This window comes from Rhodococcus sp. NPDC056516 (assembly GCF_042794655.1).
Classification (GTDB): Bacteria; Actinomycetota; Actinomycetes; order Mycobacteriales; family Mycobacteriaceae; genus Rhodococcus_F.
This window is the reverse complement of sequence record NZ_JBHTTG010000002.1, coordinates 450,247-472,104: the sequence shown is the minus strand read 5'-3', so window position 1 is coordinate 472,104 and position 21,858 is coordinate 450,247. Positions and strand designations below refer to the sequence as shown.

At 63.0% G+C, this 21,858-nt stretch carries 21 protein-coding genes; 11 read left to right on the top strand and 10 right to left on the bottom strand.

Annotated elements, in window-relative coordinates; genetic code table 11:
• Positions 1-44: 44 nt before the first annotated feature.
• Positions 45-542 carry a DUF3093 domain-containing protein gene (locus tag ACFQ6Y_RS07220; protein WP_075833062.1) on the bottom strand — a complete coding sequence of 166 codons (498 nt, stop codon included), beginning with the start codon at positions 540-542 and terminating at the stop codon, positions 45-47.
• A 41-nt stretch (positions 543-583) separates the two neighbouring features.
• Here ACFQ6Y_RS07220 and dut point away from each other — a divergent pair, with 41 nt between their 5' ends.
• Together dut and ACFQ6Y_RS07210 are read left to right on the top strand one after the other, a co-directional pair.
• A complete protein-coding gene (gene dut / locus ACFQ6Y_RS07215) occupies positions 584-1,078 on the top strand; it encodes a dUTP diphosphatase (RefSeq protein WP_378630590.1) in 495 nt (164 codons plus the stop codon).
• 3 nt (positions 1,079-1,081) lie between these two features.
• Complete coding sequence (locus ACFQ6Y_RS07210; protein ID WP_378630588.1) at positions 1,082-1,918, top strand: DUF3710 domain-containing protein; 837 nt, start codon at positions 1,082-1,084, stop codon at positions 1,916-1,918.
• Positions 1,919-1,939: 21 nt separating this feature from the next.
• Here ACFQ6Y_RS07210 and ACFQ6Y_RS07205 read toward each other — a convergent pair whose 3' ends face one another.
• Positions 1,940-2,665 carry an alpha/beta hydrolase gene (locus tag ACFQ6Y_RS07205; protein ID WP_378630586.1) on the bottom strand — a complete coding sequence of 242 codons (726 nt, stop codon included), beginning with the start codon at positions 2,663-2,665 and terminating at the stop codon, positions 1,940-1,942.
• A 138-nt stretch (positions 2,666-2,803) separates the two neighbouring features.
• Between ACFQ6Y_RS07205 and ACFQ6Y_RS07200 the strand changes: the two genes are divergently transcribed.
• Both ACFQ6Y_RS07200 and ACFQ6Y_RS07195 read left to right on the top strand, forming a co-directional pair.
• The gene (locus tag ACFQ6Y_RS07200) at positions 2,804-3,178 is read left to right on the top strand and encodes an OB-fold nucleic acid binding domain-containing protein (RefSeq protein ID WP_003942613.1); all 375 of its coding nucleotides are present in this window, start codon (positions 2,804-2,806) and stop codon (positions 3,176-3,178) included.
• 52 nt (positions 3,179-3,230) lie between these two features.
• Complete coding sequence (locus tag ACFQ6Y_RS07195) at positions 3,231-3,944, top strand: DUF3159 domain-containing protein (protein WP_378533358.1); 714 nt, start codon at positions 3,231-3,233, stop codon at positions 3,942-3,944.
• Here the strand turns inward: ACFQ6Y_RS07195 and ACFQ6Y_RS07190 are convergent.
• The 3 genes from ACFQ6Y_RS07190 to ACFQ6Y_RS07180 all read right to left on the bottom strand — a co-directional run bounded on the left by ACFQ6Y_RS07190 (position 3,937) and on the right by ACFQ6Y_RS07180 (position 5,675).
• Positions 3,937-4,230: a GNAT family N-acetyltransferase gene (locus ACFQ6Y_RS07190; protein ID WP_378630584.1), complete on the bottom strand. Its 294-nt coding sequence runs from the start codon at positions 4,228-4,230 to the stop codon at positions 3,937-3,939. The two genes, ACFQ6Y_RS07195 and ACFQ6Y_RS07190, sit on opposite strands and share 8 nt — an antisense overlap.
• Positions 4,231-4,260: 30 nt before the next feature.
• The gene (locus ACFQ6Y_RS07185; protein WP_003942632.1) at positions 4,261-4,923 is read right to left on the bottom strand and encodes a TrkA family potassium uptake protein; all 663 of its coding nucleotides are present in this window, start codon (positions 4,921-4,923) and stop codon (positions 4,261-4,263) included.
• A gap of 86 nt (positions 4,924-5,009) precedes the next feature.
• The gene (locus ACFQ6Y_RS07180) at positions 5,010-5,675 is read right to left on the bottom strand and encodes a TrkA family potassium uptake protein (RefSeq protein WP_283304515.1); all 666 of its coding nucleotides are present in this window, start codon (positions 5,673-5,675) and stop codon (positions 5,010-5,012) included.
• A 171-nt stretch (positions 5,676-5,846) separates the two neighbouring features.
• Here ACFQ6Y_RS07180 and ACFQ6Y_RS07175 point away from each other — a divergent pair, with 171 nt between their 5' ends.
• From ACFQ6Y_RS07175 to ACFQ6Y_RS07160, 4 genes are all read left to right on the top strand, one after another.
• Complete coding sequence (locus ACFQ6Y_RS07175) at positions 5,847-7,841, top strand: APC family permease (protein WP_378630582.1); 1,995 nt, start codon at positions 5,847-5,849, stop codon at positions 7,839-7,841.
• Positions 7,842-7,906: 65 nt separating this feature from the next.
• Complete coding sequence (locus ACFQ6Y_RS07170) at positions 7,907-9,175, top strand: class I SAM-dependent RNA methyltransferase (protein WP_378630579.1); 1,269 nt, start codon at positions 7,907-7,909, stop codon at positions 9,173-9,175.
• Between the two features lie 153 nt (positions 9,176-9,328).
• The gene (locus ACFQ6Y_RS07165; RefSeq protein ID WP_378533350.1) at positions 9,329-9,817 is read left to right on the top strand and encodes a MarR family winged helix-turn-helix transcriptional regulator; all 489 of its coding nucleotides are present in this window, start codon (positions 9,329-9,331) and stop codon (positions 9,815-9,817) included.
• 5 nt (positions 9,818-9,822) lie between these two features.
• The gene (locus ACFQ6Y_RS07160; RefSeq protein WP_378630576.1) at positions 9,823-11,469 is read left to right on the top strand and encodes an MDR family MFS transporter; all 1,647 of its coding nucleotides are present in this window, start codon (positions 9,823-9,825) and stop codon (positions 11,467-11,469) included.
• A gap of 50 nt (positions 11,470-11,519) precedes the next feature.
• Here ACFQ6Y_RS07160 and ACFQ6Y_RS07155 read toward each other — a convergent pair whose 3' ends face one another.
• On the bottom strand, positions 11,520-12,185 hold the full coding sequence (locus tag ACFQ6Y_RS07155) for an SIMPL domain-containing protein (protein WP_378630573.1): 666 nt from the start codon (positions 12,183-12,185) through the stop codon (positions 11,520-11,522).
• A 9-nt stretch (positions 12,186-12,194) separates the two neighbouring features.
• On the bottom strand, positions 12,195-14,021 hold the full coding sequence (glsA, locus tag ACFQ6Y_RS07150) for a glutaminase A (protein WP_378630570.1): 1,827 nt from the start codon (positions 14,019-14,021) through the stop codon (positions 12,195-12,197).
• Positions 14,022-14,273: 252 nt separating this feature from the next.
• Between glsA and dxs the strand changes: the two genes are divergently transcribed.
• Positions 14,274-16,220, top strand: a complete 1,947-nt coding sequence (dxs, locus tag ACFQ6Y_RS07145) for a 1-deoxy-D-xylulose-5-phosphate synthase (protein ID WP_378630567.1) — start codon at positions 14,274-14,276, stop codon at positions 16,218-16,220.
• Between the two features lie 95 nt (positions 16,221-16,315).
• Here dxs and ACFQ6Y_RS07140 read toward each other — a convergent pair whose 3' ends face one another.
• The 3 genes from ACFQ6Y_RS07140 to ACFQ6Y_RS07130 all read right to left on the bottom strand — a co-directional run bounded on the left by ACFQ6Y_RS07140 (position 16,316) and on the right by ACFQ6Y_RS07130 (position 19,500).
• Positions 16,316-17,758: a sugar porter family MFS transporter gene (locus tag ACFQ6Y_RS07140; protein WP_378445834.1), complete on the bottom strand. Its 1,443-nt coding sequence runs from the start codon at positions 17,756-17,758 to the stop codon at positions 16,316-16,318.
• Positions 17,759-17,972: 214 nt separating this feature from the next.
• On the bottom strand, positions 17,973-18,443 hold the full coding sequence (locus ACFQ6Y_RS07135) for an SRPBCC family protein (RefSeq protein ID WP_378630565.1): 471 nt from the start codon (positions 18,441-18,443) through the stop codon (positions 17,973-17,975).
• 40 nt (positions 18,444-18,483) lie between these two features.
• Complete coding sequence (locus ACFQ6Y_RS07130; RefSeq protein WP_378630562.1) at positions 18,484-19,500, bottom strand: iron-siderophore ABC transporter substrate-binding protein; 1,017 nt, start codon at positions 19,498-19,500, stop codon at positions 18,484-18,486.
• Between the two features lie 124 nt (positions 19,501-19,624).
• Between ACFQ6Y_RS07130 and ACFQ6Y_RS07125 the strand changes: the two genes are divergently transcribed.
• Together ACFQ6Y_RS07125 and ACFQ6Y_RS07120 are read left to right on the top strand one after the other, a co-directional pair.
• Positions 19,625-20,176: a TetR/AcrR family transcriptional regulator gene (locus tag ACFQ6Y_RS07125; RefSeq protein WP_378544576.1), complete on the top strand. Its 552-nt coding sequence runs from the start codon at positions 19,625-19,627 to the stop codon at positions 20,174-20,176.
• Between the two features lie 99 nt (positions 20,177-20,275).
• The gene (locus tag ACFQ6Y_RS07120) at positions 20,276-21,847 is read left to right on the top strand and encodes a GMC oxidoreductase (RefSeq protein WP_378630560.1); all 1,572 of its coding nucleotides are present in this window, start codon (positions 20,276-20,278) and stop codon (positions 21,845-21,847) included.
• The last annotated feature ends 11 nt before the right edge of the window (positions 21,848-21,858 follow it).

The following is a 21,858-nucleotide window of genomic DNA, read 5'->3' as shown; positions in this document are numbered from 1 at the left end:
TCGACCAAGGGTCGGGGAGTACTGCTTTGCTGTGACCGCGCTGGTCAGCGATCCAGCGCAGCCAGCAGATCAGCGGGACGACGTGTGCTCACCAACCAGTACGGTGTGGGATCCTCCGGATCGTCGAGCACGATCAACACCATTGTCTTGACCCATGGGCGATGTTGGACGAACGCCGACGGATCGAGTTGGCGCCCCATCGCCGCGCTCTTCGCGGATGCCGGCACTGCTGCCGCCCGTGAAATCAGTTCGACCGGCAGGTGGGCTCTACCCACGTGCAGTTCTTTCACCCCTGCTGTCTCCACCACCTCGACGCGCATCCGGCTGAGCCAGAACGCGGCCCAGATCGGGATGGGGAGCAGTACGACGTACGCCAGGTACGAGAGAAGCCCTGGGCGGCCCATGTGGACCTCGGCCGCGAGGAGTCCGGCTACGGCCAGTCCGGCGATCCACCACCAGATCGGCACCCACAGGCGCTCGGAGTACAGCGTCGTGGACGGGGGCGTTGTGGTGGCGACGTCAGGTCGAGATGTTTCGGGCACCTGTCAAGGATAGTCCGTCGCTACGAGTAGTCTTGGCCCACGTGAGCGACCATCTCTCCATCGCCTTGAAGCGACTGGATCCAGACCTGCCCGTTCCACAGCGTGCACATCCCGGAGATGCGGGTGTGGATCTGTGCTCCACCAGCGACTTCACCATCGAACCCGGCCACCGAACACTGGTCGGAACGGGGATCGCGATCGCTTTGCCGGTGGGCACCGTCGGGTTGATCCATCCGCGTTCCGGACTCGCCGCCAAATCGGGACTGTCGATCGTGAATGCGCCCGGAACCGTGGACGCGGGATACCGGGGCGAGCTCAAGGTGTGCTTGATCAATCTCGATCCGGCCACAGCCATCGACATCCGCCGCGGTGACCGAATCGCTCAGCTCGTGGTTCAACGAGTCGAACTTCCGGTTTTCGAGGAAGTCGAATCGCTGGACGACACGACCAGAGGAACCGGAGGCTACGGTTCCAGCGGCGGTCACGCGATACTCGATACCGATGCGCCTGGCGCGGTAGTTGGAGAGGGAGTCTGAATCATGTTCGGACGCAAGAAGAAGACAGACGTCGACGAGGAAGCCACCAGCTTCTTCGGTGACGAGAACGACGAGTCGGTGGAGATCGACGAGGCCGAAGACGATCTCGAAGTCACCGGTGACGAATTCGGCGACGAGTCCGAGGGCCCCTACGACATCACGGAGATCGATTCCGACGATCCGACGGCAGGCCGCGACGGTCAGCGTCTTGATCTCGGATCCGTTCTGGTGCCGATGCCGACCGGCGGACAGTTGCAGGTCGAGATGGCGCCCAACGGTTCGCCGCAGGCCGTACATCTGGTCACCGAGCACGGCCGCATCACCGTTGCCGCCTACGCCGCCCCGAAATCGCCCGGTCAGTGGCGTGAGGTCGTTGCCGAGCTCGCGCAGTCGCTTCGCGACGACAATTCCGCGGTGAGCGTGGAGAACGGTCCGTGGGGCCGTGAACTGGCTGCCGTGACGGCCAACATGGACCTGCGGTTCATCGGCGTCGACGGTCCGCGGTGGATGGTGCGTTGCGTGGTCGCGGGTCCGAGTGGATCCACCGCCGCGAACGCCCCTTTGGTGGCAATCGCACGGGACATCTTGCGCGACACCGTCGTCAACCGAGGATCAGAGCCGCATCCGGTGCGGACACCGCTGCCCGTCGTGCTCCCGCAGGTACTTGCCGAGCAGTTGGCGGCCGCGCACGAGCAGCAGTTGGCGGCAGCGCAGCAGCAACAGGTCGCCGCCCAACAGCAGCAGTCAGCTCCTCCTGCTCCGCCGGCACCTCCGGCGCGGCCGACCCCGCCGCCGCGTAGCGGCGAATCCGGTTCTGCCATGCAGCAATTGGGTCAGTAACAGAGTTCTTCAGGGTTTCTGTCAAGCGCTCGCGGTGGTATCGGAATCGATCGCCGCGAGCGCTTTGATGCAGGTGGACCCGAGAACGGCGGGGTCGCGCCCGATCATGTCGAGCGTCGTCGTGGCGACTGCGCCGCGGGGGAGTGCATCCGCCCAGGCCTGCGCGACCGCCGCCGGATGAACCGGGTCGTCCACTGCCGAAGCGATGCCGACCGGAACGCTCACCGCCCGTAACGCGCTCTCGCTGAGCGAGTGGTACGACGCCGCCTCGTCGAGCGCGGCCGGGAGATCGGGCCACTGCGAGCGCCAGGAGCGCTCGAGTTCGGCTCCGAGCCACGCCGGACTCGACGCGAGCATCGCCGCGATCACCGCCTCCAGACCTTCGGAGCGCAGTTGCCCTGCGGTGAACTTCGCGCTCGCCGCTGCGGGTGCGTCGTCCGCCGACCCGATCCAGGCCGGAAGCGCTGCCAACACACTCACTGTTCGATCGAGGTTGGCGGCGGCCCACTGGAGCGCCACGGCTGCCCCGATCGAGACCCCTCCGACGATGATTCGGCCGTACCTGTCCGCGGCTCTGTCCATCGCGTCCAGATAGCCGTCCACGACACGCCGAGGGTCCGGTTCAATTGCGACGATGCGCACACCCAGAGCCGCTAGCGGCGCCCGGAATGCGAGGTCTGCGAAGTGGGCGTCAGAGCCTGTACCTGGGAGAACGACGGCCACGGTCGCCGATTCTGAGATCTGCATCTTTTGATCTTGCCCGGTGCCCCCGAGGCGCGGACTGACCGGTGTGGTTACACGCTCGTAATGGGTCTACAGTGGCGATCACACAGCCCTTCACGTGACGCGAAACCCTTGCGTCACACATGTTCGCAGGAGCGCGCAATGGCACCCGCCGCCGCAGGATATTTTCGTCGACTGACCCAGCGTCTGACCGAGGACGTCGACCAGTTGGACGCCCAGGAAATGGCCGAGTCCAACAAGGCTTCCGGAGGTCAGAAGGCCTGCGATTGTCGTCGCGGTGAAGAGGTCACGATGGTGGGCCGACTCCGTAGCGTCGACGCGTGTCCCAAGTCCGGAAATGCAAGCATCGAGGCCGAATTCTTCGACGGCACCGAGGTGATCAATCTCGTCTGGATCGGGCGTCGCCGGATCCCGGGAATCGAGACCGGTAAGACCCTGCTGATCCGCGGTCGTGTGGGCGAGCGGGACGGTCGCAAGGCGATCTTCAACCCTTACTACGAACTGCGCGGCGAATAGGCGCGTTTCCCGCATTTACCGTGCAACTCGGTGACTGTGGCACCCTCGACAGGTGACTGAAACAGAACAGCGATCGGTAATCGACCAACTCGGCGGGCTGAGTGGTCTGATCTATTCGTCTTTACCGATTCTGATTTTTGTCCCGGTCAACAGCATCTGGAACCTCACCGCGGCAATCTGGGCCGCGTTGGGCGTCGCAGTCGCGATCGCGGCCTGGCGACTCTTCCGCAAGGATTCCCTCCAACCCGCCATTTCCGGGTTTCTCGGAGTCGGAGTATCCGCGTTCATTGCCTACCGCACCGGCGACGCCAAAGGATATTTCCTCTTCGGTATCTACACGAGCCTCGCTTACGGCGCTGTCTTCCTGATTTCCATCCTCGTCCGCTGGCCTCTCGTCGGTATCATCTGGGGCTACCTCAACGGGCACGGCAATCTTTGGCGCAAGCATCGCTCTGCCGTCCGCCTCTACGACATCGCGACGGCAGCATGGGCTCTGGTCTTCGGTGCGCGCTATCTCGTTCAGTCACAGCTCTACGACACCGACCACACCGGATGGCTCGCAGTCGCCCGCATCGGCATGGGGTGGCCACTGACGGGTCTGGTCCTGCTGGTGACCATCTGGGCCGTGCGCAGGGCCGATCGGATCGTCGAGCCGGAACCGGTTGTGGGACCTGAAAGCAGCGAGCCCACCGCAACGGACACGGGGTCCGAAGAGGTGGGCTCGGTGAATCTGACGAAGCCGCGCGAAGACCGCGATCTCAGCTGATCAGGTCCTGGTACTCAGGGTGCTTGTCGAGGAACTTCACGACGTACGGGCACACCGGGTGAACCTTGAGGCCGCGTGCTCGTAGGTCGTCCAGAGCCTGGCGAACGAGAACCCCGGCCTGCCCGAAACCTTCGAAGGCAGGGTAGATCTCGGTGTGGTTGAACGAGACGACGTCACCGGAGGTGGTGTAGTCCTCGATCCCGGCAAGGTCGCCGTCGGCATGGATCTCGTAGCGGCTCTGGCCTGGATTGTCGGTGACTACGGTGTTTTCGGGTGCCTGTGCCATGAGTTTCCCTTTCGTGTCAGTTTGCTCGTGTCAGTTTTCTAAACGGAGTGCTACGCGCAACTGATCCTCGGCGTCGACGGCCGCGACGAACAGGAGTTCGTCACCACCTTCGATGGGATCGTCCATCTGCGGAACGATCACACGACCCCCACGCAAGATGGTGACCAACGCGCAGTCTCGCGGTAGTTCGAGCTTCTTGACGGCTTTTCCGGCAAGAGGTGTGTTGTCGGGCAACGTGATTTCGACGAGGTTGGCCTGTCCCTGCCGCAGTGTCATCAGTTTGACCAGGTCACCGACGGAGACGGCCTCTTCGACGAGCGAAGCGAGCATCCGCGGTGTCGAGACGGCGACGTCGACGCCCCACGACTCATCGAAGAGCCATTCGTTGCGGGGATCGTTGACGCGGGCGACAACTCGGCGAACTCCGAACTCGGTTTTCGCGAGCAGGCTGAGTACCAGGTTTGCCTTGTCGTCTCCGGTCGCGGCAATCACGACCTCGTACGACTCCATCGACGCGTCCTCGAGTCGGCTGAGTTCGCAGGCGTCCGCGTGTACCCACTTCGCCTCGGGTACCGACTCCGGTTCGATGTGATCGAGTTTGCGTTCGATCAGCATGACGTCATGTGAGCTTCGAATCAGCTCTCGCGCAATGGAGCGGCCTACGGCGCCGGCTCCGGCGATGGCGACCTTCATCGAGAACTTCCAATCACGGTGTAGTGCAACACAGTCGCAGGTTTGTTGTGAGGGACGGCGTTCGGATCAGTCATCTGCAGCCTTCCTCAGTCGTCGCTCGGCGGCGGGTTGCCGGCCAGTGCGATCGCCTCGGCGACGGTTCCCGACACGGCGGCGATGTAGACCTGATCGTCGGCCTGGATGACGGTCTTGCGGTCGGGGAGGATGCCGGTCCCGAAGCGGATGATGAAGGCGACTCTCGAACTGGTCGCGCCCTCGAGGAGTGCGATCGGCTTGCCCGCCCAATCCTCGTGCAGGGCAAGTTCGGTGATGGCAACAGTGCCCGAAGGATCGCGCCACTTCGCTGTCTGACTTTCCTTGGTCAGCGTGTGCAGGAAACGATCGGTCGACCACGGCACGGTGGCGACGGTGGGAATGCCGAGCCGCTCGTAGACGGCGGCACGCTTGGCATCGTAAATACGTGCGACGACGCGTTCGACGCCGAAAGTCTCGCGTGCGACGCGTGCTGCGATGATGTTGGAATTGTCTCCCGAGGACACCGCGGCAAAGGCGTCGGCGCGCTCGATGCCGGCCCGGACCAGCACGTCACGGTCGAACCCCATTCCCAGAACCTTGGTTCCCGGGAAGTCGAGATCGAGACGCAGAAACGCACTCTGATCGCGGTCGATGACGGCGACCTCGTGTCCGATCCTGGTCAGAGACGCGGCGAGGGACGAACCCACCCGACCGCACCCCATGATGACGACATACACGCCCTACTCCGTTCATGGACCCTCGTGGCGCGATTGCACGCCGAATCGAACGGTACAGCCCCTCACGGGAAGAGCAAGTACAACGGTCGCCTGCGTGCCGGTTGTCACGACAAAACGTGAAGTTGGGGCGCTGATGACTCCGAATCGGGTGCGACGGCTTACGCTTTGCACGTGTCTAAGCTCTCGACCGCTACCAAGCGGCTCCTGCTCGGTCGGCCGTTCCGAAGCGACAAACTCGGGCACACGCTGCTACCCAAGCGAATTGCACTACCGGTCTTCGCGTCCGACGCGATGTCGTCCGTCGCGTATGCCCCCGAAGAAATCTTCCTGGTCCTCTCTGTCGCCGGAATTTCCGCGTATGCGTACACGCCCTGGATCGGTTTGTCCGTGGCCATCGTCATGGCTGTGGTGGTGGCGAGTTACCGCCAGAACGTGCACGCTTACCCGTCCGGTGGCGGCGACTACGAGGTAGCAACGGTCAACTTGGGCCCGACCGCCGGTCTGACCGTCGGTAGCGCGCTGATGGTCGACTACGTGCTGACCGTCGCGGTGTCGATTTCGTCGGCGGCGTCGAACATCGGCTCGGCTCTGCCGTTCGTCGCGCAGCACAAGGTGTTGTTCGCGGTCGCGGCGATCGTGTTGCTGACGGCGGTCAACCTTCGCGGTATCCGTGAATCCGGCACCGCGTTCGCAATTCCGACGTACGCATTCATCGTCGGTATGTTCCTGATGCTCGGGTGGGGATTCTTCCGGATCTACGTCCTCGGTGAGGATGTGCACGCGGAATCGTCGTCGTTCACGCTGAACGCCGAGGATTCGCATCTGTACGGAATCGCCTTCGCGTTCCTGATCGCCCGCGCATTTTCCTCGGGCTGTGCGGCACTGACCGGCGTCGAGGCCATCAGCAACGGCGTACCGGCGTTCCAGAAGCCGAAGTCGCGCAACGCTGCCACTACCTTGCTGCTGCTCGGATCGATCGCCATCGTCTTGCTGATGGGCATCATCATCCTGGCTCAGAAGATCGGCATCGTCTACGCGCACAATCCGCAGGAACAGCTGGTCGGAGCGCCGGAGGGGTACCACCAGAAGACCCTGATCGCGCAGATCGCTGAAGCCGTGTTCAGTGGTTTCCCGATCGGATTCTTCTTCATGGCGATCGTCACGGCACTGATCTTGGTTCTGGCCGCGAACACCGCCTTCAACGGATTCCCGGTACTCGGGTCGATCCTGGCGCAGGACCGGTACCTACCGCGTCAGCTGCACACGCGCGGCGACCGACTGGCTTTCAGCAACGGAATCCTCTTCCTGTCCGGTGCTGCCATCGCCTTCGTGGTGGTGTTCGGCGCCGAGGTCACCAAGCTCATTCAGCTGTACATCGTCGGCGTCTTCGTCTCGTTCGTGCTCAGTCAGACGGGCATGATCAAGCACTGGACTCGGCATTTGAAGTCCGAGACCGACAAGGCACAGCGGGCCCGCATGCAGCGCTCGCGAGTGATCAATTCGATCGGTCTGGCCATGACCGCCACCGTCTTGATCATCGTTCTGATCACCAAGTTCGCCGCCGGCGCGTGGATCGCCATCGTCGCGATGGTCGCGATCTTCATCGTGATGAAGATGATCCGCAAGCACTACGACAGCGTGGCGGCCGAGCTCGAAGAGCACGAGTGGGACGGCGTGCTGCCCAGTCGCACGCACTCGATCGTGCTCGTCTCGAAGCTGCACATGCCGACCATGCGGGCTCTCGCCTACGCGCGAGCCACGCGACCGGACACTCTTGAAGCCATCACGGTCAACGTGGACGAGCCCGACACGCGTGCACTCGTGCGTGAGTGGGAGAAGAGCGACGTGACGGTTCCGCTCAAGGTGATCGAGTCGCCGTACCGCGAAATCACCAAGCCGGTTCTCGACTACGTCAAGCGTGTACGACGCGACGCTCCGCGTGACGTCGTCACCGTGTTCATCCCCGAGTACGTCGTCGGACACTGGTGGGAGCAGATCCTGCACAACCAAAGCGCACTTCGCCTCAAGAGTCGCCTGCTCTTCCAGCCAGGGGTGATGGTGACGAGCGTTCCGTGGCAGTTGAGTTCGTCGGCAAAGGCGAAGCCGCTCGACATCGAGAAGGCCGCAGGTGCGATACGTCGTGGGTACGACACCGGCGAGAAATGACCAGCGGCGAGAAGTGATCAGCGGCGAAAAATGATCGGCAACATCGAAATGGCAGGCGTAGTTCGTTGAGTGAGAATTGGACCGGGCAGAGCTTCGAGGTCGATCTGGGCAACCCCGGCCACGGCGGGTTCGTCGTTGCCCGGCACGAGGGGCGCGTCGTCTTCGTCCGTCACGGTTTGCCGGGGGAGCGGGTGCTCGTCCGGGTGACCGAGGACAAAGGTGGGTCCTTCTGCCGCGCCGACACGATCTCCGTTCTCGACGCATCTCCGCATCGCATCGATCCGACGTGCCCTATCTCCGGGCCGGGCGGGGCAGGTTGCTGCGACTACTCGCATGCGGACCTGAGCGTCCAACGTGAGATGAAGACCTCGGTCGTGCGGGAACAGCTTCTACGACTCGCTCGCGTCGAATCGGATGTCGAGGTGGAGGAGCTGCCCGGAACCGGAGACGGAACGGGCTGGCGCACGCGAGTTCGGCTGGCAGTGGACGGGCACGGCGTCGCGGGATATCACGCCTACCGCAGCAACCGGATTGTGACCGATCTGCGGTGCACCCAGATCGATCAGAGCGCATACGACGGCCTGGGCGGCCCGCAATGGCAGCCTGGCAGTGAGCTGCAAGTCGTTCTCGACGCTGCCGGTGAGCGGCACGTCGTGGAAATCGCCGCACCCGCGGTGTCCAAGACGGGTCGACGCACTCCGGGCCGTCGCGGCGCGATGGCACGCCGAGCGGCGAGCGGCGGTCCGCGAAAGACCCGCGTTGCCATCGGGTCGGAGTCGGTGATCGAGCGCGTCGACAATCGGGAATGGGCGTTGTCCGCGACCGGTTTCTGGCAGGCTCATCGCGGCGCTGCGGCCGCGTACTCACAGGTGGTCGGTGACTGGGCCGGAGCCGCTTCCGGCGACACGGCCTGGGATCTCTACGGCGGCGTCGGCGTCTTCGCAGCTGTGCTCGCCGACCTTGTCGGTCCTTCCGGGGTCGTGGAGTCCGTGGAATCGTCGGCGCGCGCGGTTGCTGACGGGCGGGCAGCGCTCGCGGATCTGGGTCAGGTCCGCTTCCACAGTGCCCGGGTCGAGAACGTTCTCGCGGATCTGGAGCGTTCGCCTGCCGTCATCGTGCTGGATCCGCCACGGGCGGGGGCGGGCCGTCCAGTCGTGGAAGCGCTCGCCGCAACGGGCGCCCAACGGATCGTCCATATCGGGTGCGACCCGGCGTCTTTCGGTCGCGATATCGGTCTCTACCTGGAGCAGGGCTTCGCAGTCGGTGGACTTCGGGCGTTCGACGCCTTCCCGCAGACTCACCACATGGAGTGCATCGCCCTGCTCGAACGCTGACGCGTCCCTAAATCTTTCCCTGAACCGGTGTGACGCTTCTCGCGTTCCCAACAGTTGCTTGCAGTACGCAACTAATCGTATAGTTTCGTTCTGCAAGTAGTTTTCCGTTTTCAAGTCACGGCTCATCGGGCCACTCGAATTCAGGGGTAGGCAATGTCGGTACAGCCGGAGACGGCCCAGGCGCTCGTCGACACGATCTTCATGTTCGGCAGATCGCTGCGAGCCGCGGTCACCACCGGCGCAGACAGTCTGCTGCCGCCCGCGCTGGTCAGCGTGTTGTTCATGCTGGCAGTGCGGGGGGAGTGCCGACAGAACGAATTGGCCGTCGATCTGTGTGTCAGTCAGTCGTCGCTGAGCCGGCAAATGTCGGATCTGGTCGACGCGGGGTATGTCGAGAGAAATCCCGATCCGGCTGACAAACGGGCGTTCCGCATCCGAGTATCGGAAGAGGGGCACGAAGTTTTACGGAAAACCACGCAACGGCGTGCGGCGCGTTTGCGCAACATGCTCGAAGACTGGAGCCAGGAAGAGGCCATGGCCGCAGTGACATCGCTGCAACGTCTCAACGAGACGTTCGGCGCAACGAATCGCCAGGCCTCACCGGCAGTTCCGCACACGGGCGTAGAAAGTATTGGGAGATAAGGCACATGGCAGCAACAGTAGGAGAAACCCGGGCAAGTACCGGAGGTGACGGATCGGCTCGCGAAGCGGGCGCGATGACTCACCGCGAAATTCTCGAAGCACTCACCGGACTCATCGCAGCGCTGTTCACCGCGTTGCTCAGCAGCACCATTGTTTCGACCGCGCTTCCCACCATCATCGGTGAACTGCACGGAACGCAGACGCAGTACGCCTGGATCATCACCACGGCACTGCTCGCCACTGCGGCATCGACGCCGATCTGGGGCAAGCTGGCCGACCTTTACAACAAGAAGGTCCTGGTCCAGACCGCGATCGTCATCTTCGTGATCGGCTCGGTCATCGCCGGCGCCGCACACAACGTTCCTTTGCTGCTCGGTGCTCGCGTCATCCAGGGCATTGGTATGGGCGGCCTGACCGCTCTCGTCGTAGCCATCATCGGCACGATCATCCCGCCGCGTGATCGCGGTCGTTACTCCGGATACATGGGTGCGGCCATGGCCGTCTCGATGTCCGGCGGACCGATCCTCGGCGGCGTCCTCGTGGACACTGCCGGCTGGCGCTGGTGCTTCTACGTGTGCGTTCCGTTGGCAGTCATCGCACTGTTCCTGCTTCAGCGCACCCTGCACGTCGAGACCGTGAAGAAGGACAACGTCTCCATCGACTGGATGGGCGCCACCCTGCTCACCGCCGGTGTCAGCGTCCTGCTGATCTGGGTTTCGTTTGCCGGCCAGGACGACTACTACGCCTGGTTCTCGAAAGAGTCGGCCTACTTCGTCGTCGGTGGTCTGGCCCTGCTCGGCCTGACGATGTTCGTCGAATCCAAGGTCAAGGACCCCATTCTGCCGATCAAGATCATCACCGAGCGCACCACTGCTCTCGCGATCATCGCCTCGATTGCCGTTGGTGTCGGCCTCTTCGGTGCAACGACCTTCCTGACGCAGTACTTCCAGACCGCCCGTGGATTCGATCCCACCGAAGCCGGATTGCTCACCATCCCGATGGTGGCAGGCATGCTCGTCGCGTCCGTCGGCTCGGGACAGCTGATCACCAAGTTCGGTCAGTGGAAGCCCTTCATTGTCGCCGGCGCTGTTCTCCTGCTGGTCGGTTTCGGTCTGCTGTCGACGATCGACCACGCCACCAGCCTCTGGACCATCGGAGTCTTCATCGCCATCGTCGGTCTGGGTACCGGTATGTTGATGCAGAACATCGTTCTTGCGGTGCAGAACACGGTCAGTGTCGAGAACATCGGCGCGGCCAGCAGTATCGTGGCGTTCTTCCGCACCTTCGGCGGCGCGATCGGTGTTTCGGTGCTCGGTTCGATTCTCGCGACCCGGGTCAAGACACTGACAGTCGATTCGGTCTCCACCTTGCCGCCCGAGCAGCAGGCGGTAGCCGGAAAGAGCCTGCAGGACGGACTCGACCTGAGCAACATGCCTGACTTCGTCTCGCAGATCGTCCGGTTCGCTTACGGCGACGCAACAGGACGGATCTTCCTGGTCGCAGCTGTCGTCGCGGTGGTCACGCTCGTATCGGTCATCTTCATCCCGAACCGTCCGCTGCGTACCACGATCGACATCGCGACTCCCGATGCAGAGCAGAAGTTCGAGGAAGAGCGCGAAGAGAAGAACGAGGAGAAGAACCTCACTCGCTGATCCTCACGCCCGGCTGATCTATCTTCAGGCCCCGTCTTCTGAAAGTTCGCTCACGCCATAGCCCATCGAACGCGGACCGAGATCGATTCCTCGATCTCTCCGCGTTCGACGGGTATCGGGGCCGAATCCGCTTTCATTGCCGCGACACGTCCGCGCGTCGGCACGACCTGGTCGAAGTCCTCGAGCACCTCGAGGACTTCGACCAGATCTTTGTCTGCCAGGTCTGCGAACTGCCTCGCCTTCGATTCGGCTGCCGTCCATGCCAACTCGCGTGCCTTTGTCGCCAGATCGCTGCGGTCGTCGAGATCGAACTCCAGTCCGTCGAGTCGGATGGCATCGCCGCCCACGGATACACACGCCGCGATGACGGCGGAGGGCGAGTTGGCCGCGTCCGGCTCCAGCTCGCGCAGTACGACGCGAAAAGTTGTCGATGCGGTGAAACCTGTTGTCTCCTGCCGACCTCCGTCACTCCAATGGATTTGTGGATGCACGCTCAGTCCGGCGGTGGTGAGGTCCGCTCCGTGTACACCGCGCGCGTGCAGGGTCTCGGTCAGAGCAGTGGACAGGCGGGCGACGGCATCGAATGCGTCGGAAACGGCTGTCTGCGTCACCGATACTCCGATCGTCAACCGAACGATGTCGGGAACAGCTGTTGCAGTGGCGGTTCCGGTCACCGTGACAGTGGACGACTCCGAGGTGAGGGCGGTGGTCGGCATGTGTACTTCCTATCCGATTCGTCCGGCGGAGATGACACTCCGCAACATCAGGTCCAATTGCTCGTAGGCTCCCGCTGCAAGACGTTCGAGAAGCGCAAGTTTCAACTCGGGCGCCTGCGCGGTCAGTTCTGCATATCGCTCCGGTGTCAGGACGGCCACGGTGACCGTCGAATCGGCGCGAATGTCGTTGAGGAACGGGGTGTCGAGGAACATCGTCATCTCGCCGAACGTCATTCCGGCGGAAAGCGTAGTGATGCGATGCTCGACCCCGTGTGCGTCGGTGAACATGGTGCTGACCTGGCCACTGAGAATCAGATAGAACCCCGAGGCCGCTTCACCTCGGCGGGCGATCTTCTCGCCGCGGGCATACGTTCGCGTCTCCAATTCCGCCGAGAATCCCTCGATCTGTGCCGCGGAGAGAGCATCGAGAACGGGATGATCCTCGATCGAGATCGTCGATGCCTGTCGATCTGCCTCACAGTGCACCGCAAGCAACGTGTCCTCGCACCACTGCATCGCGGAATCGAGGTCTGCAAAAACTCGACCACTTCTTCTGGCGGGGTCGACGCTCGAACTTCGTTGTCCCAGTAGTCCTTGCGGATCGACGACCGCCACTGCGCAGGCTTGTTCGGCCAGTTGCACTTGAAGTGCAGTGATCATGCGGACCGCGACGTCACTGGCGTCGTCGACGCGGCGCACGTCGATGACGACAACTTCGAGGCCCTCGTCCACCGAGCCGATTTCGCGCACCGCCGATTCGGCGCCGGTGAAGAGGAGATCCCCGTGCAGTTCGTAGACCCGGCTGCGTTTGCCGACGTCGTCGAGCACAGCTTGTTCGGTTGGGGTGCGTCGCACTCGCGACGGCGCTTCGATGACGCTGTACCTTGCCCGGATCGAGGAGCGTGACGCCCGCGTCACGTGGAGGAAGTGCAGTTCGAGTTCCTTCGACAGCGCCCGGGCGGCAGCAACTCCACGAACGCTGTTTCCGTGAACGTCGAGTCTGGGGGAGTACACCGCGATGCCGATCTGGCCAGGCAGAACGGCCAGGACCCCGCCGCCGACGCCGCTCTTGGCCGGCAATCCGACTTCTACCAGCCACTTGCCTGCGCCGTCGTACATCCCGCAGGTGGCCATGACGCTGAGGACCTGCTCGACGCCCGCGGGAGCCAGCGCACGCTCGCGCGTGACGGGATTCAGGCCGTTGTTCGCGAGCGTCGCGGCCATCAGACTCAGATCACGGCAGGTCACGTCGATCGAGCATTGACGGAAGTACAGGTCGACGGCCTCGTCGGGATTGCCGGTGATGACGTCGAAGGATCGCAGCATGTGGCCGATCGCGCGGTTGCGGTGACCGGTACGGGCTTCCGAGGTGTAGACCGACTCGTTGAAGCTCAGCTCCCGGCCCGCATATCGCGAGTACGCCGAGCGAATCCGCTCGAAGCGGACCTCGGCATTGACGCCGGCGACCAGGGATGCAGCCGTGATCGCGCCGGCATTGATCATGGGGTTTCGCGGACGTTCGGTGAGCGGGTCGAGGCTGATTTCGTTGAACGGCTCGCCGGACGGTTCCACATCGATTTTCGCGGCAACCGCCTCACTTCCCCGATCGGCGAGAGCCAACGCATAGGTGAAGGGTTTCGAGATCGACTGAATGGTGAACGGGACTCGTGAGTCACCGATCTCGTATACGTAACCGTCGACTGTCGCGATGCAGATCCCGAACGAATCGGGAGCGACCGCCGCGAGTTCGGGGATGTAGTCGGCCAACTCGCCGCCGTCGAGTGATCGGACTTCGTCGAATACGCGCGCTATCAGGTCGTCGACCACAGTTCCCATACGTCGACCTTAAGCTGACACGGCGGTCGTTTTGTGGAACGAGAGTCGCCGAGTCGATTGGGGCCGATCCCATTTGTCTGTGATTGCGATCACGAGCGATCCGCGGGATTTCGCTGTTACTCGAAGTCACACCGGAATCGGGCCGAGTCCGCGTGTCGGTTCGCCGGAACGCTCCGTAGACTGGCAGCACTGTCGCGAAGACAGCCGCGGCGCGCACCGGTGCAGCTGTGAAGCACGGAGGGAGCGATCTCGTTGGGTGTTCTTGCCCGCATTCAGGGTCCTGACGATCTACGTCAGTTGAGCCACGCCGAGATGACGGAGTTGGCCGACGAGATTCGTGAGTTCCTCGTGCTGAAGGTCGCTGCGTCTGGTGGTCACCTCGGGCCCAACTTGGGCGTCGTGGAGTTGACCCTCGCACTGCACCGAATTTTCGACTCGCCGCAGGACGCGATCATCTTCGACACGGGCCATCAGGCCTATGTACACAAGATCCTCACCGGTCGTCAGGATCAGTTCGACACTCTGCGTAAGCAGGGCGGACTGTCCGGGTATCCGTGCCGCGCCGAGAGCGAACACGACTGGGTCGAGTCCTCTCATGCTTCCGCCGCGTTGTCCTACGCCGACGGCCTCGCGAAGGCCTTCGCGCTGACGGGTCAGAATCGCCACGTTGTTGCCGTTGTCGGCGACGGCGCCCTGACCGGCGGAATGTGTTGGGAAGCGCTCAACAACATCGCAGCCGGCAAAGATCGTTCGGTGGTGATCGTGGTCAACGACAACGGTCGCTCGTACGCACCGACCATCGGCGGCCTTGCCGATCATCTCTCGGCGCTGCGCACCGCACCGAGTTACGAGCGCGCCCTCGACAGCGGCCGACGCATGGTCAAGAGACTGCCCTGGGTCGGGCGCACTGCTTACTCCGTCCTGCATGGGATGAAGGCCGGTCTCAAGGACGCGGTCAGTCCTCAGGTGATGTTCACCGATCTCGGTATCAAGTACCTCGGACCGGTCGACGGTCACGACGAAGCTGCCATGGAATCGGCGTTGCGCCGGGCGAAGGCCTATGGCGGACCAGTCATCGTTCACGCCGTCACCCGCAAGGGCAACGGTTACGCACACGCGGAAAACGACGTGGCCGATCAGATGCATGCCACCGGCGTCATCGATCCCGTCACCGGTCGCGGCACCAAGTCGTCAGCGCCGGACTGGACGTCGGTCTTCTCGGCCGCACTGATCGAGCAGGCTTCGCGTCGTGAGGACATCGTCGCCATCACCGCGGCCATGGCCGGCCCTACCGGGCTCGCGGCATTCGGTGAGAAGTTCCCCGACCGCATGTTCGACGTCGGTATCGCCGAGCAGCACGCGATGACCTCGGCCGCCGGCCTTGCATTGGGCGGACTGCACCCCGTGGTCGCTATCTACTCGACCTTCCTCAATCGAGCGTTCGACCAGTTGTTGATGGACGTCGCACTGCTCAAGCAACCGGTGACAATCGTGCTCGACCGCGCCGGCGTCACCGGAGTGGACGGCGCCAGCCACAACGGCGTCTGGGATCTTTCGCTGCTCGGAATCATCCCCGGGATTCGTGTCGCGGCACCGCGTGACGCCGACACACTGCGTGAAGAACTGGACGAGGCACTCCTCGTCGACGACGGACCAACTGTCGTACGCTTCCCGAAGGGCGCTGTACCGGAAGCTATTCCGGCGGTGAAGCGACTCGACGGAATGGTCGACGTTCTCAAGGTCAGCGAGGGCGAGCGCGGCGACGTGCTGCTCGTCGCGGTGGGTCCGTTTGCCTCCTTGGCGCTCGAGATCGCCGATCGACTCGACAAGCAGGGCATCTCGGTTGCCGTCGTTGATCCGCGTTGGGTTCTGCCGGTAGCGGATTCGCTGGTGAAGATGGCGGACAAGTACGCGCTCGTTGTCACCATCGAGGACGGCGGCCTACACGGCGGTATCGGTTCGACGGTCTCCGCTGCGATGCGCGCCGCCGGAGTTCACACCTCGTGCCGCGACATGGGCGTTCCCCAGCAGTTCCTCGATCACGCCAGTCGCGAGGCCATCCACAAGGAGCTTGGCCTGACGGCTCAGGACCTCTCCCGCAAGATCACCGGCTGGGTGGCAGGAATGGGTAGCGTCGGAGTCCACGTCCAGGAGGGCGCGTCTTCGGCCTCGGCTCAGGGTGAAGTCGCACAAGGCTGACAGGTCGTCTACCGACAAATGTCGAAAAGCGGTGGCCCTCGGATCAATCCGAGGGCCACCGCTTTTCGGTGTGAAGGTGTGAAACCGGGAGAGCGCTATTGCACGGATTCGAGTGTGCTGCCTCGCGTTTCCTTCACGAACCTCAGGACGACGAACAGCGACAGTAGTGCCATGACTGCGTATCCGGCGTAGGTGTACGACAGATTCCAATCGGCGAGTGCCGGGAACGTCCAGGACACCAGGAAGTTCGCGACCCAGTTGGTGGCGGTGGCGATTCCGACTGCAGCGGCGCGTACCCGGTTGGGGAACATTTCGGAGATCAGTACCCACACCACGGGACCCCAGGACAAAGCGAAGAAGAAGACGAACGCGTTGGCTCCGATGAGTGCGATCGTGGCGTTGGCGCCGGAAAGCGTCGCCACGGATTCACCGATCTCGTTCTTCGTCACTGTTGCCGAATGGAAACAGAACGCTGCGGTGCCCAACGAGATGGCCATACCGACAGAGCCGACCAGGAGCAGTGGCTTCCGCCCGACGCGATCGATGACGGCGATGGCGACAAACGTACCGACGATGTTCACCAAGGCGCTCACGACGCTGATGAGCAGCGAGCGATCGGCTCCGAAACCAACTGCCTGCCACAGGGTGCTCGAGTAGTAGAAGATCACGTTGATGCCGACCAACTGCTGCAGTGCGGCGAGTGCGATGCCGACCCAGACCAGATGGGATACGCCGAGCCGCTTTGAGAAGAGCTGACGCACCGTGGTTTTGGCTTGTTTCTCCGTCAGTGATTCGCGGATCTCGTTCATGCGCACGGTGACGGCGTCGTGATCTCCACCTTCGAGATCGGAGATGATCTTGCGCGCACGATCGTCCTTGCCCTGCGCCACCAGGAATCGTGGAGACTCCGGAATCGTGGTTGTCATGATCAAGTACAGGACTGCGGGAACGGCCTCGAGCATCAGCATCCACTGCCAGGCTTCGAGACCCGCGATCTGATTGCGATCGCCACCGGCCGCGGCTTGAAGTGCGTAGTTGACCAACTGCGATACAGCGATTCCGAGAACGATCGCCAACTGGTACATCGAACCGAGGCGACCGCGTATCGCAGCGGGGGAGATCTCCGCGATGTACGCCGGGGCGATGACGGACGCGAAGCCCACTGCCAGGCCGCCGACCACGCGCCAGAAGGTGAGGTCGTAGACGCTGAACGGAATTGCGGAACCGACGGCGCCGATGATGAACAGCACCGCGGCTATCTGCATGACGCGGATGCGGCCGAGGCGATCGGCGAGTGTGCCTGCGATCCAGGCGCCGAGTGCTGCGCCGAGCAGGGTCAGTGAGACCGTGAGCCCGGTGCCCGAGGCGCCGATGTCGTACTTGTCTCGGATCGCGCCGACGGCCCCGTTGATGACGGCGGTGTCGTATCCGAACAGAAAACCACCGAGCGCGGCGGCGCCGGCGAAGAGCACTGCATGTCCGACGTCGGCGCGAGTAGCGCCGGATCCACCGCCGGCGGCGGTTCCGCTGAATGCCATTCCTGCCCCCTCAAAAGGCCCTACGGTCGACACCCCGATGCGTCGATCCATCCGCGAGCACTCTGCACGCTACGCCCACCGGGGCAGATTTGGCGGGGACTCACGCGCCGTTATCCAGCTGAGTCCATTCCGTGGTCGGATCAACCGGTCGCAGAGATGAAGTATTGATTACAGTGTTCATGCAGACAATAAGATCGATGCAGGTGAGGGCGGTTTACTTGCCCGCGAGACGCTCGGCTTTTGTCGCGATGTCCTCGAGATCCTTGGCCATGAATTTCCGGGTCACCCGCGCGCCCAACCGACCGAATGCCGCTGTGAAGATCTTCGAGATGCGTGAGCGGGATTCGGATTCACCGGCGAAAAACATCTCGAGGATCGTGCCTGTGGCGTCAGGCTTCAGGGTGAACCCACTCGTGTAGTTCATGCCGTGGGAGTTGGCTTTGACGACCGTGCGGGTGGGAGCCTCGACCTCGGTGACCCACATGTCCTCGGTTGCTTCTTTGCCCATCATCTTCCGAGTTTCACGCCACTTGGTGCCGACGGCGTATCCCTCTCCGGCGAGACGTTCGATCCGGATCACGCCGGAGAGGGTGTCGGCAGCATTGTCGAGGTCCGTGAGGACCTGCCACACGGTGTCGACCGATGCTTTGACGTGTCTGGTCACGGAGATCGAAAGTTCAGCCATGCGGGTGAGCATAAAGACCGTGACCGACACTGCATCTTATCTAGGCTGTCGCGCGCTTTGCGGCTTCGCTCAACGTGGGTGTGATCTGGCCGAGGACCCACGGCGTGCTGAGGACGTTGACGTTGCTCAGTCCGCCGATGACGCGGGTGTCGCTGAGGAAGGCGGTAGATCCGCGCTTGACAGCGTCGAGTCCGCCGATTGCAGGGACGCCGGAAGGATCGCCGGAGCCGTCGGTGAAGCCGACGATCACATCGGCGTCGATGTCGGCGATGTTCTCGTAGGAGATCGTCTTGAAGAAGGTTCCGCCTGCGTTGTCCGCCGCGAGCTTTTCGACGCCGGGCGCATTGACGAATCCGAGTTCCGTCAGCACCTGGACACGCGGATCGGTGGGCAGGTAGACGTTGATGTTGCTCGAATCGGTGTCGAAGTTGACCACTGCCAGTGTCTTTCCGGCGAACTCCGGGTGGGCTGCGGCGGTATCGGCGAGAGTTGCATCGAGGCCGTCGACGAGCTTGTCGGCCTCTTCGCTCTTACCGACGGCCTTGCCGACGATTCGGGTCTGGTCCTGCCAGGTCGTCTGCCACGCTGCGCCGGGGTAGGCAGCCGTCGGTGCGATCTTGCTCAGCTGGTTGTAGACGGACTCCTCGAAGCCCTCGTACGGCGCCAGGATCGCGTCCGGTGTCAATGACGCAATGGTCTCGACCGGCGGTTCGCCGCTCGCCGGCATGTCGAAGAGTGTGGTCTTGTCCGCGTCGAAGTAGTCCTGCGCCCACGGCATGACTCCGTTGTCGTCCGCGCCGTAGGTGTACTTGGGCTGGCCGACCGGAGTGAGATCGAGTGCGTACAGGATGTCTTGTGCGTTCCAGCCGAGGGTGACGAGCCGTTCGGGCTTGGATTCGATCGTCGTCGTGCCGAAGGTGTTCTCGATACTGACGGGGAATCCGTCCGTACCTTGTGATGCTGTCGAGGTGTCCGAATCAGAGGAGCACGAGACGAGGGTGGTGACTGCAATCGCAGCCGCACCGAGGGCGGCGAGGCCCCGAACAGAAGTTTTCATGAAGGGCAGCCTAACCTACTACTATTTGGCGGCCAAACGAAACCATTCGTGCCGTTTATGCAGGTAGGACTCGGATGTGCACTGCGTTTCGTTGCCCGGCATTTCGGTGCGCGATACTTTCCTCGTGCGATCACAGCAGAAGATTCTCGGCGCCGCCCTCGGTCTGATCGAAGGTGGCGGATTCGAGGCTGTGAACATTGCCGCAGTTGCCACCGCGGCCGGTGTCTCGCGCCAGACGGTGTACTCGATTTTCGGCACACGTGAAGAGGTCGTCTCCCAGGCGATGGGCGGTCTCGCTGTCGAGGTTCTCGGGGAGATCACGGCACAGGTGGAGTCGGTCGACACGGCGTGCGACTACGTCGTCGAATTCATCGTTGCCGCGCGCACAGCGGTTCGCGCGCACCCGGTTCTGGCGACGCTGCTGCTTGCCGAGCGGGGAAACCCCGTCTTCGACCTCGAAATGATGAGTCGAGCAGTACCTTTCGCTCGCCAGATGCTCGCTCCCATGGTCGAACGTGGTCTCGCCACAGAGGCGGAGTTGGACGAGACGGTGGAAATCGCCGTGCGCCTGGGGCTTTCGGTTGTTGCTTTCGACAGTGACCTCGTCCATTCCGACGACTCCCTGCGGGCCTTTCTCGGGCGATGGCTTGGACCCGCGATGCGGTCGACCTCGTAGATCGTCGTTGCCGTCAATACCTTGACACTTCCTTGCGTGAGTGTCTAGTTTTGGCGTGCCCGGAATTCTCTGGCGACATTCTTCGAGGGAGCACCAGTCATGTCCGGAGTCAAACGTAGATCGTTCTTGGCCGGTACGGCCGCCGTGGGAGTTGCGATGATGGCGCCACGCACTGCCAAGGCCGCAACCGGGATTCCGCTGACACGTGAAGAGCACCGCGTCGTGGTAATCGGCTCAGGTTTCGGGGGCGGGGTGACGGCTCTTCGCTTGGCCGAGGCCGGAGTTCCGGTCACCCTGCTGGAGAGAGGGATTCGGTGGCAGACGGGGCCGAATGCCGAAACTTTTCCGCATCCCGCACGTCCGGACAAGCGCATCCTCTGGCATCAGTCCAACCCGACTCTGTTCGGTAGGCCGGCGATCTTCGAGCCCTACGCAGGTTTGCTGGAGACAGTGACCGGTGAGAACATGACAGCGATCTGCGCTGCCGGCGTGGGCGGCGGATCGCTTGTGTACCAAGGGATGACGCTGCAGCCGGAAGCAGCGGTATTCAACGCGCATTTCCCGGAAGAACTCGACTATGCACGAATGGACCGCGTCCACTACCCGCGGGTGGCACGGATGCTACAACTGGAAACTGCACCCGAAGAACTGATCTCCAGTCCGAACTACGAGGCGGCACGCGTCTTCGCGCGCAACGCAACGCGTTCCGGTCTTCCGGTGTCGAAAATTCCGATGCCGATCGACTGGAACTTCGCGTTGGCCGAACTTCGGGGTGAGATGAAGCCGTCGTACACCAACGGTGACGGCGCACTCGGGGTCAACAACGGTGGCAAGCATTCGGTGGACGTCACCTACATTGCCGCTGCCGAAGCGACCGGATTGGTGAACGTGGAGACCTTGCACCAGGTCACCGACGTCGAACGGGCAGCTGACGGGCGGTGGCGCGTGTACGTGAACCGGACCGATATTGCCGGCACGGTTCTCGAGAACAAGATCTTGACGACGGATGCGCTCGTGATGGCTGCCGGCAGCATGAACACCACCAAACTCCTGGTCCGCGCCGCGGCAACGGGGCGAATCACGGATCTGCCGGACGAACTCGGCGCGGGGTGGGGGACCAATGCCGACCGGATCTACATCTGGTCGGATCTCGCCGAGAACTTCGGTGCCACCCAGGGCGGGCCTGTTGTCTACGGCAGCCGAAACTGGGAAGACCCGCACAACGCGTTCACCGTCATACAGGCGTCGTTCCCGCCCGTGGCGTTCGACGCTCACAGCACGGTGATGGTCGGATTCGGTGTGAGCCGCGACCGAGGTCGGTTCGTGTACGACTCAGCGCGGGGTGAGGCGGTGCTCCATTGGCCGAAGGACGGGGATTCGGCGATCCAGCAAGGCCACATCGGGCCGGCGGCCCACCGGATCGCGGCAGGCGGTCTACTCACCGACACGAACGCGATACTGCCGTCCACGTGGCATCCCCTCGGCGGTGCCTGCATGAACTCGGTGTGCGACCTCGACGGGCGGGTTCTCGGCCAGCGGGGGTTGTACGTGCTCGACGGTGCTCTGCTGCCGGGCAACTCCGCCGCGTGCAATCCATCGATGACCATCGCCGCAGTGGCGGAGCGCGCGCTCGAGAACATCGTGAAAGACGATGTGGGAACACTCTTCTGAGCCGCCGCAAA

Bases quoted from the DNA above. Each gene is read 5' to 3' on its own strand.
- ACFQ6Y_RS07190 (WP_378630584.1), bottom strand. From the start codon at position 4,230: ATGGCACAGGCACCCGAAAACACCGTAGTCACCGACAATCCAGGCCAG.
- ACFQ6Y_RS07185 (WP_003942632.1), bottom strand. From the start codon at position 4,923: ATGAAGGTCGCCATCGCCGGAGCCGGCGCCGTAGGCCGCTCCATTGCG.
- ACFQ6Y_RS07120 (WP_378630560.1), top strand. From the start codon at position 20,276: ATGTCCGGAGTCAAACGTAGATCGTTCTTGGCCGGTACGGCCGCCGTG.
- ACFQ6Y_RS07210 (WP_378630588.1), top strand. From the start codon at position 1,082: ATGTTCGGACGCAAGAAGAAGACAGACGTCGACGAGGAAGCCACCAGC.
- ACFQ6Y_RS07205 (WP_378630586.1), bottom strand. From the start codon at position 2,665: ATGCAGATCTCAGAATCGGCGACCGTGGCCGTCGTTCTCCCAGGTACA.
- ACFQ6Y_RS07165 (WP_378533350.1), top strand. From the start codon at position 9,329: ATGTCGGTACAGCCGGAGACGGCCCAGGCGCTCGTCGACACGATCTTC.
- ACFQ6Y_RS07160 (WP_378630576.1), top strand. From the start codon at position 9,823: ATGGCAGCAACAGTAGGAGAAACCCGGGCAAGTACCGGAGGTGACGGA.
- ACFQ6Y_RS07200 (WP_003942613.1), top strand. From the start codon at position 2,804: ATGGCACCCGCCGCCGCAGGATATTTTCGTCGACTGACCCAGCGTCTG.
- ACFQ6Y_RS07140 (WP_378445834.1), bottom strand. From the start codon at position 17,758: ATGGCATTCAGCGGAACCGCCGCCGGCGGTGGATCCGGCGCTACTCGC.
- ACFQ6Y_RS07130 (WP_378630562.1), bottom strand. From the start codon at position 19,500: ATGAAAACTTCTGTTCGGGGCCTCGCCGCCCTCGGTGCGGCTGCGATT.
- ACFQ6Y_RS07135 (WP_378630565.1), bottom strand. From the start codon at position 18,443: ATGGCTGAACTTTCGATCTCCGTGACCAGACACGTCAAAGCATCGGTC.
- glsA (WP_378630570.1), bottom strand. From the start codon at position 14,021: ATGGGAACTGTGGTCGACGACCTGATAGCGCGCGTATTCGACGAAGTC.
- ACFQ6Y_RS07155 (WP_378630573.1), bottom strand. From the start codon at position 12,185: ATGCCGACCACCGCCCTCACCTCGGAGTCGTCCACTGTCACGGTGACC.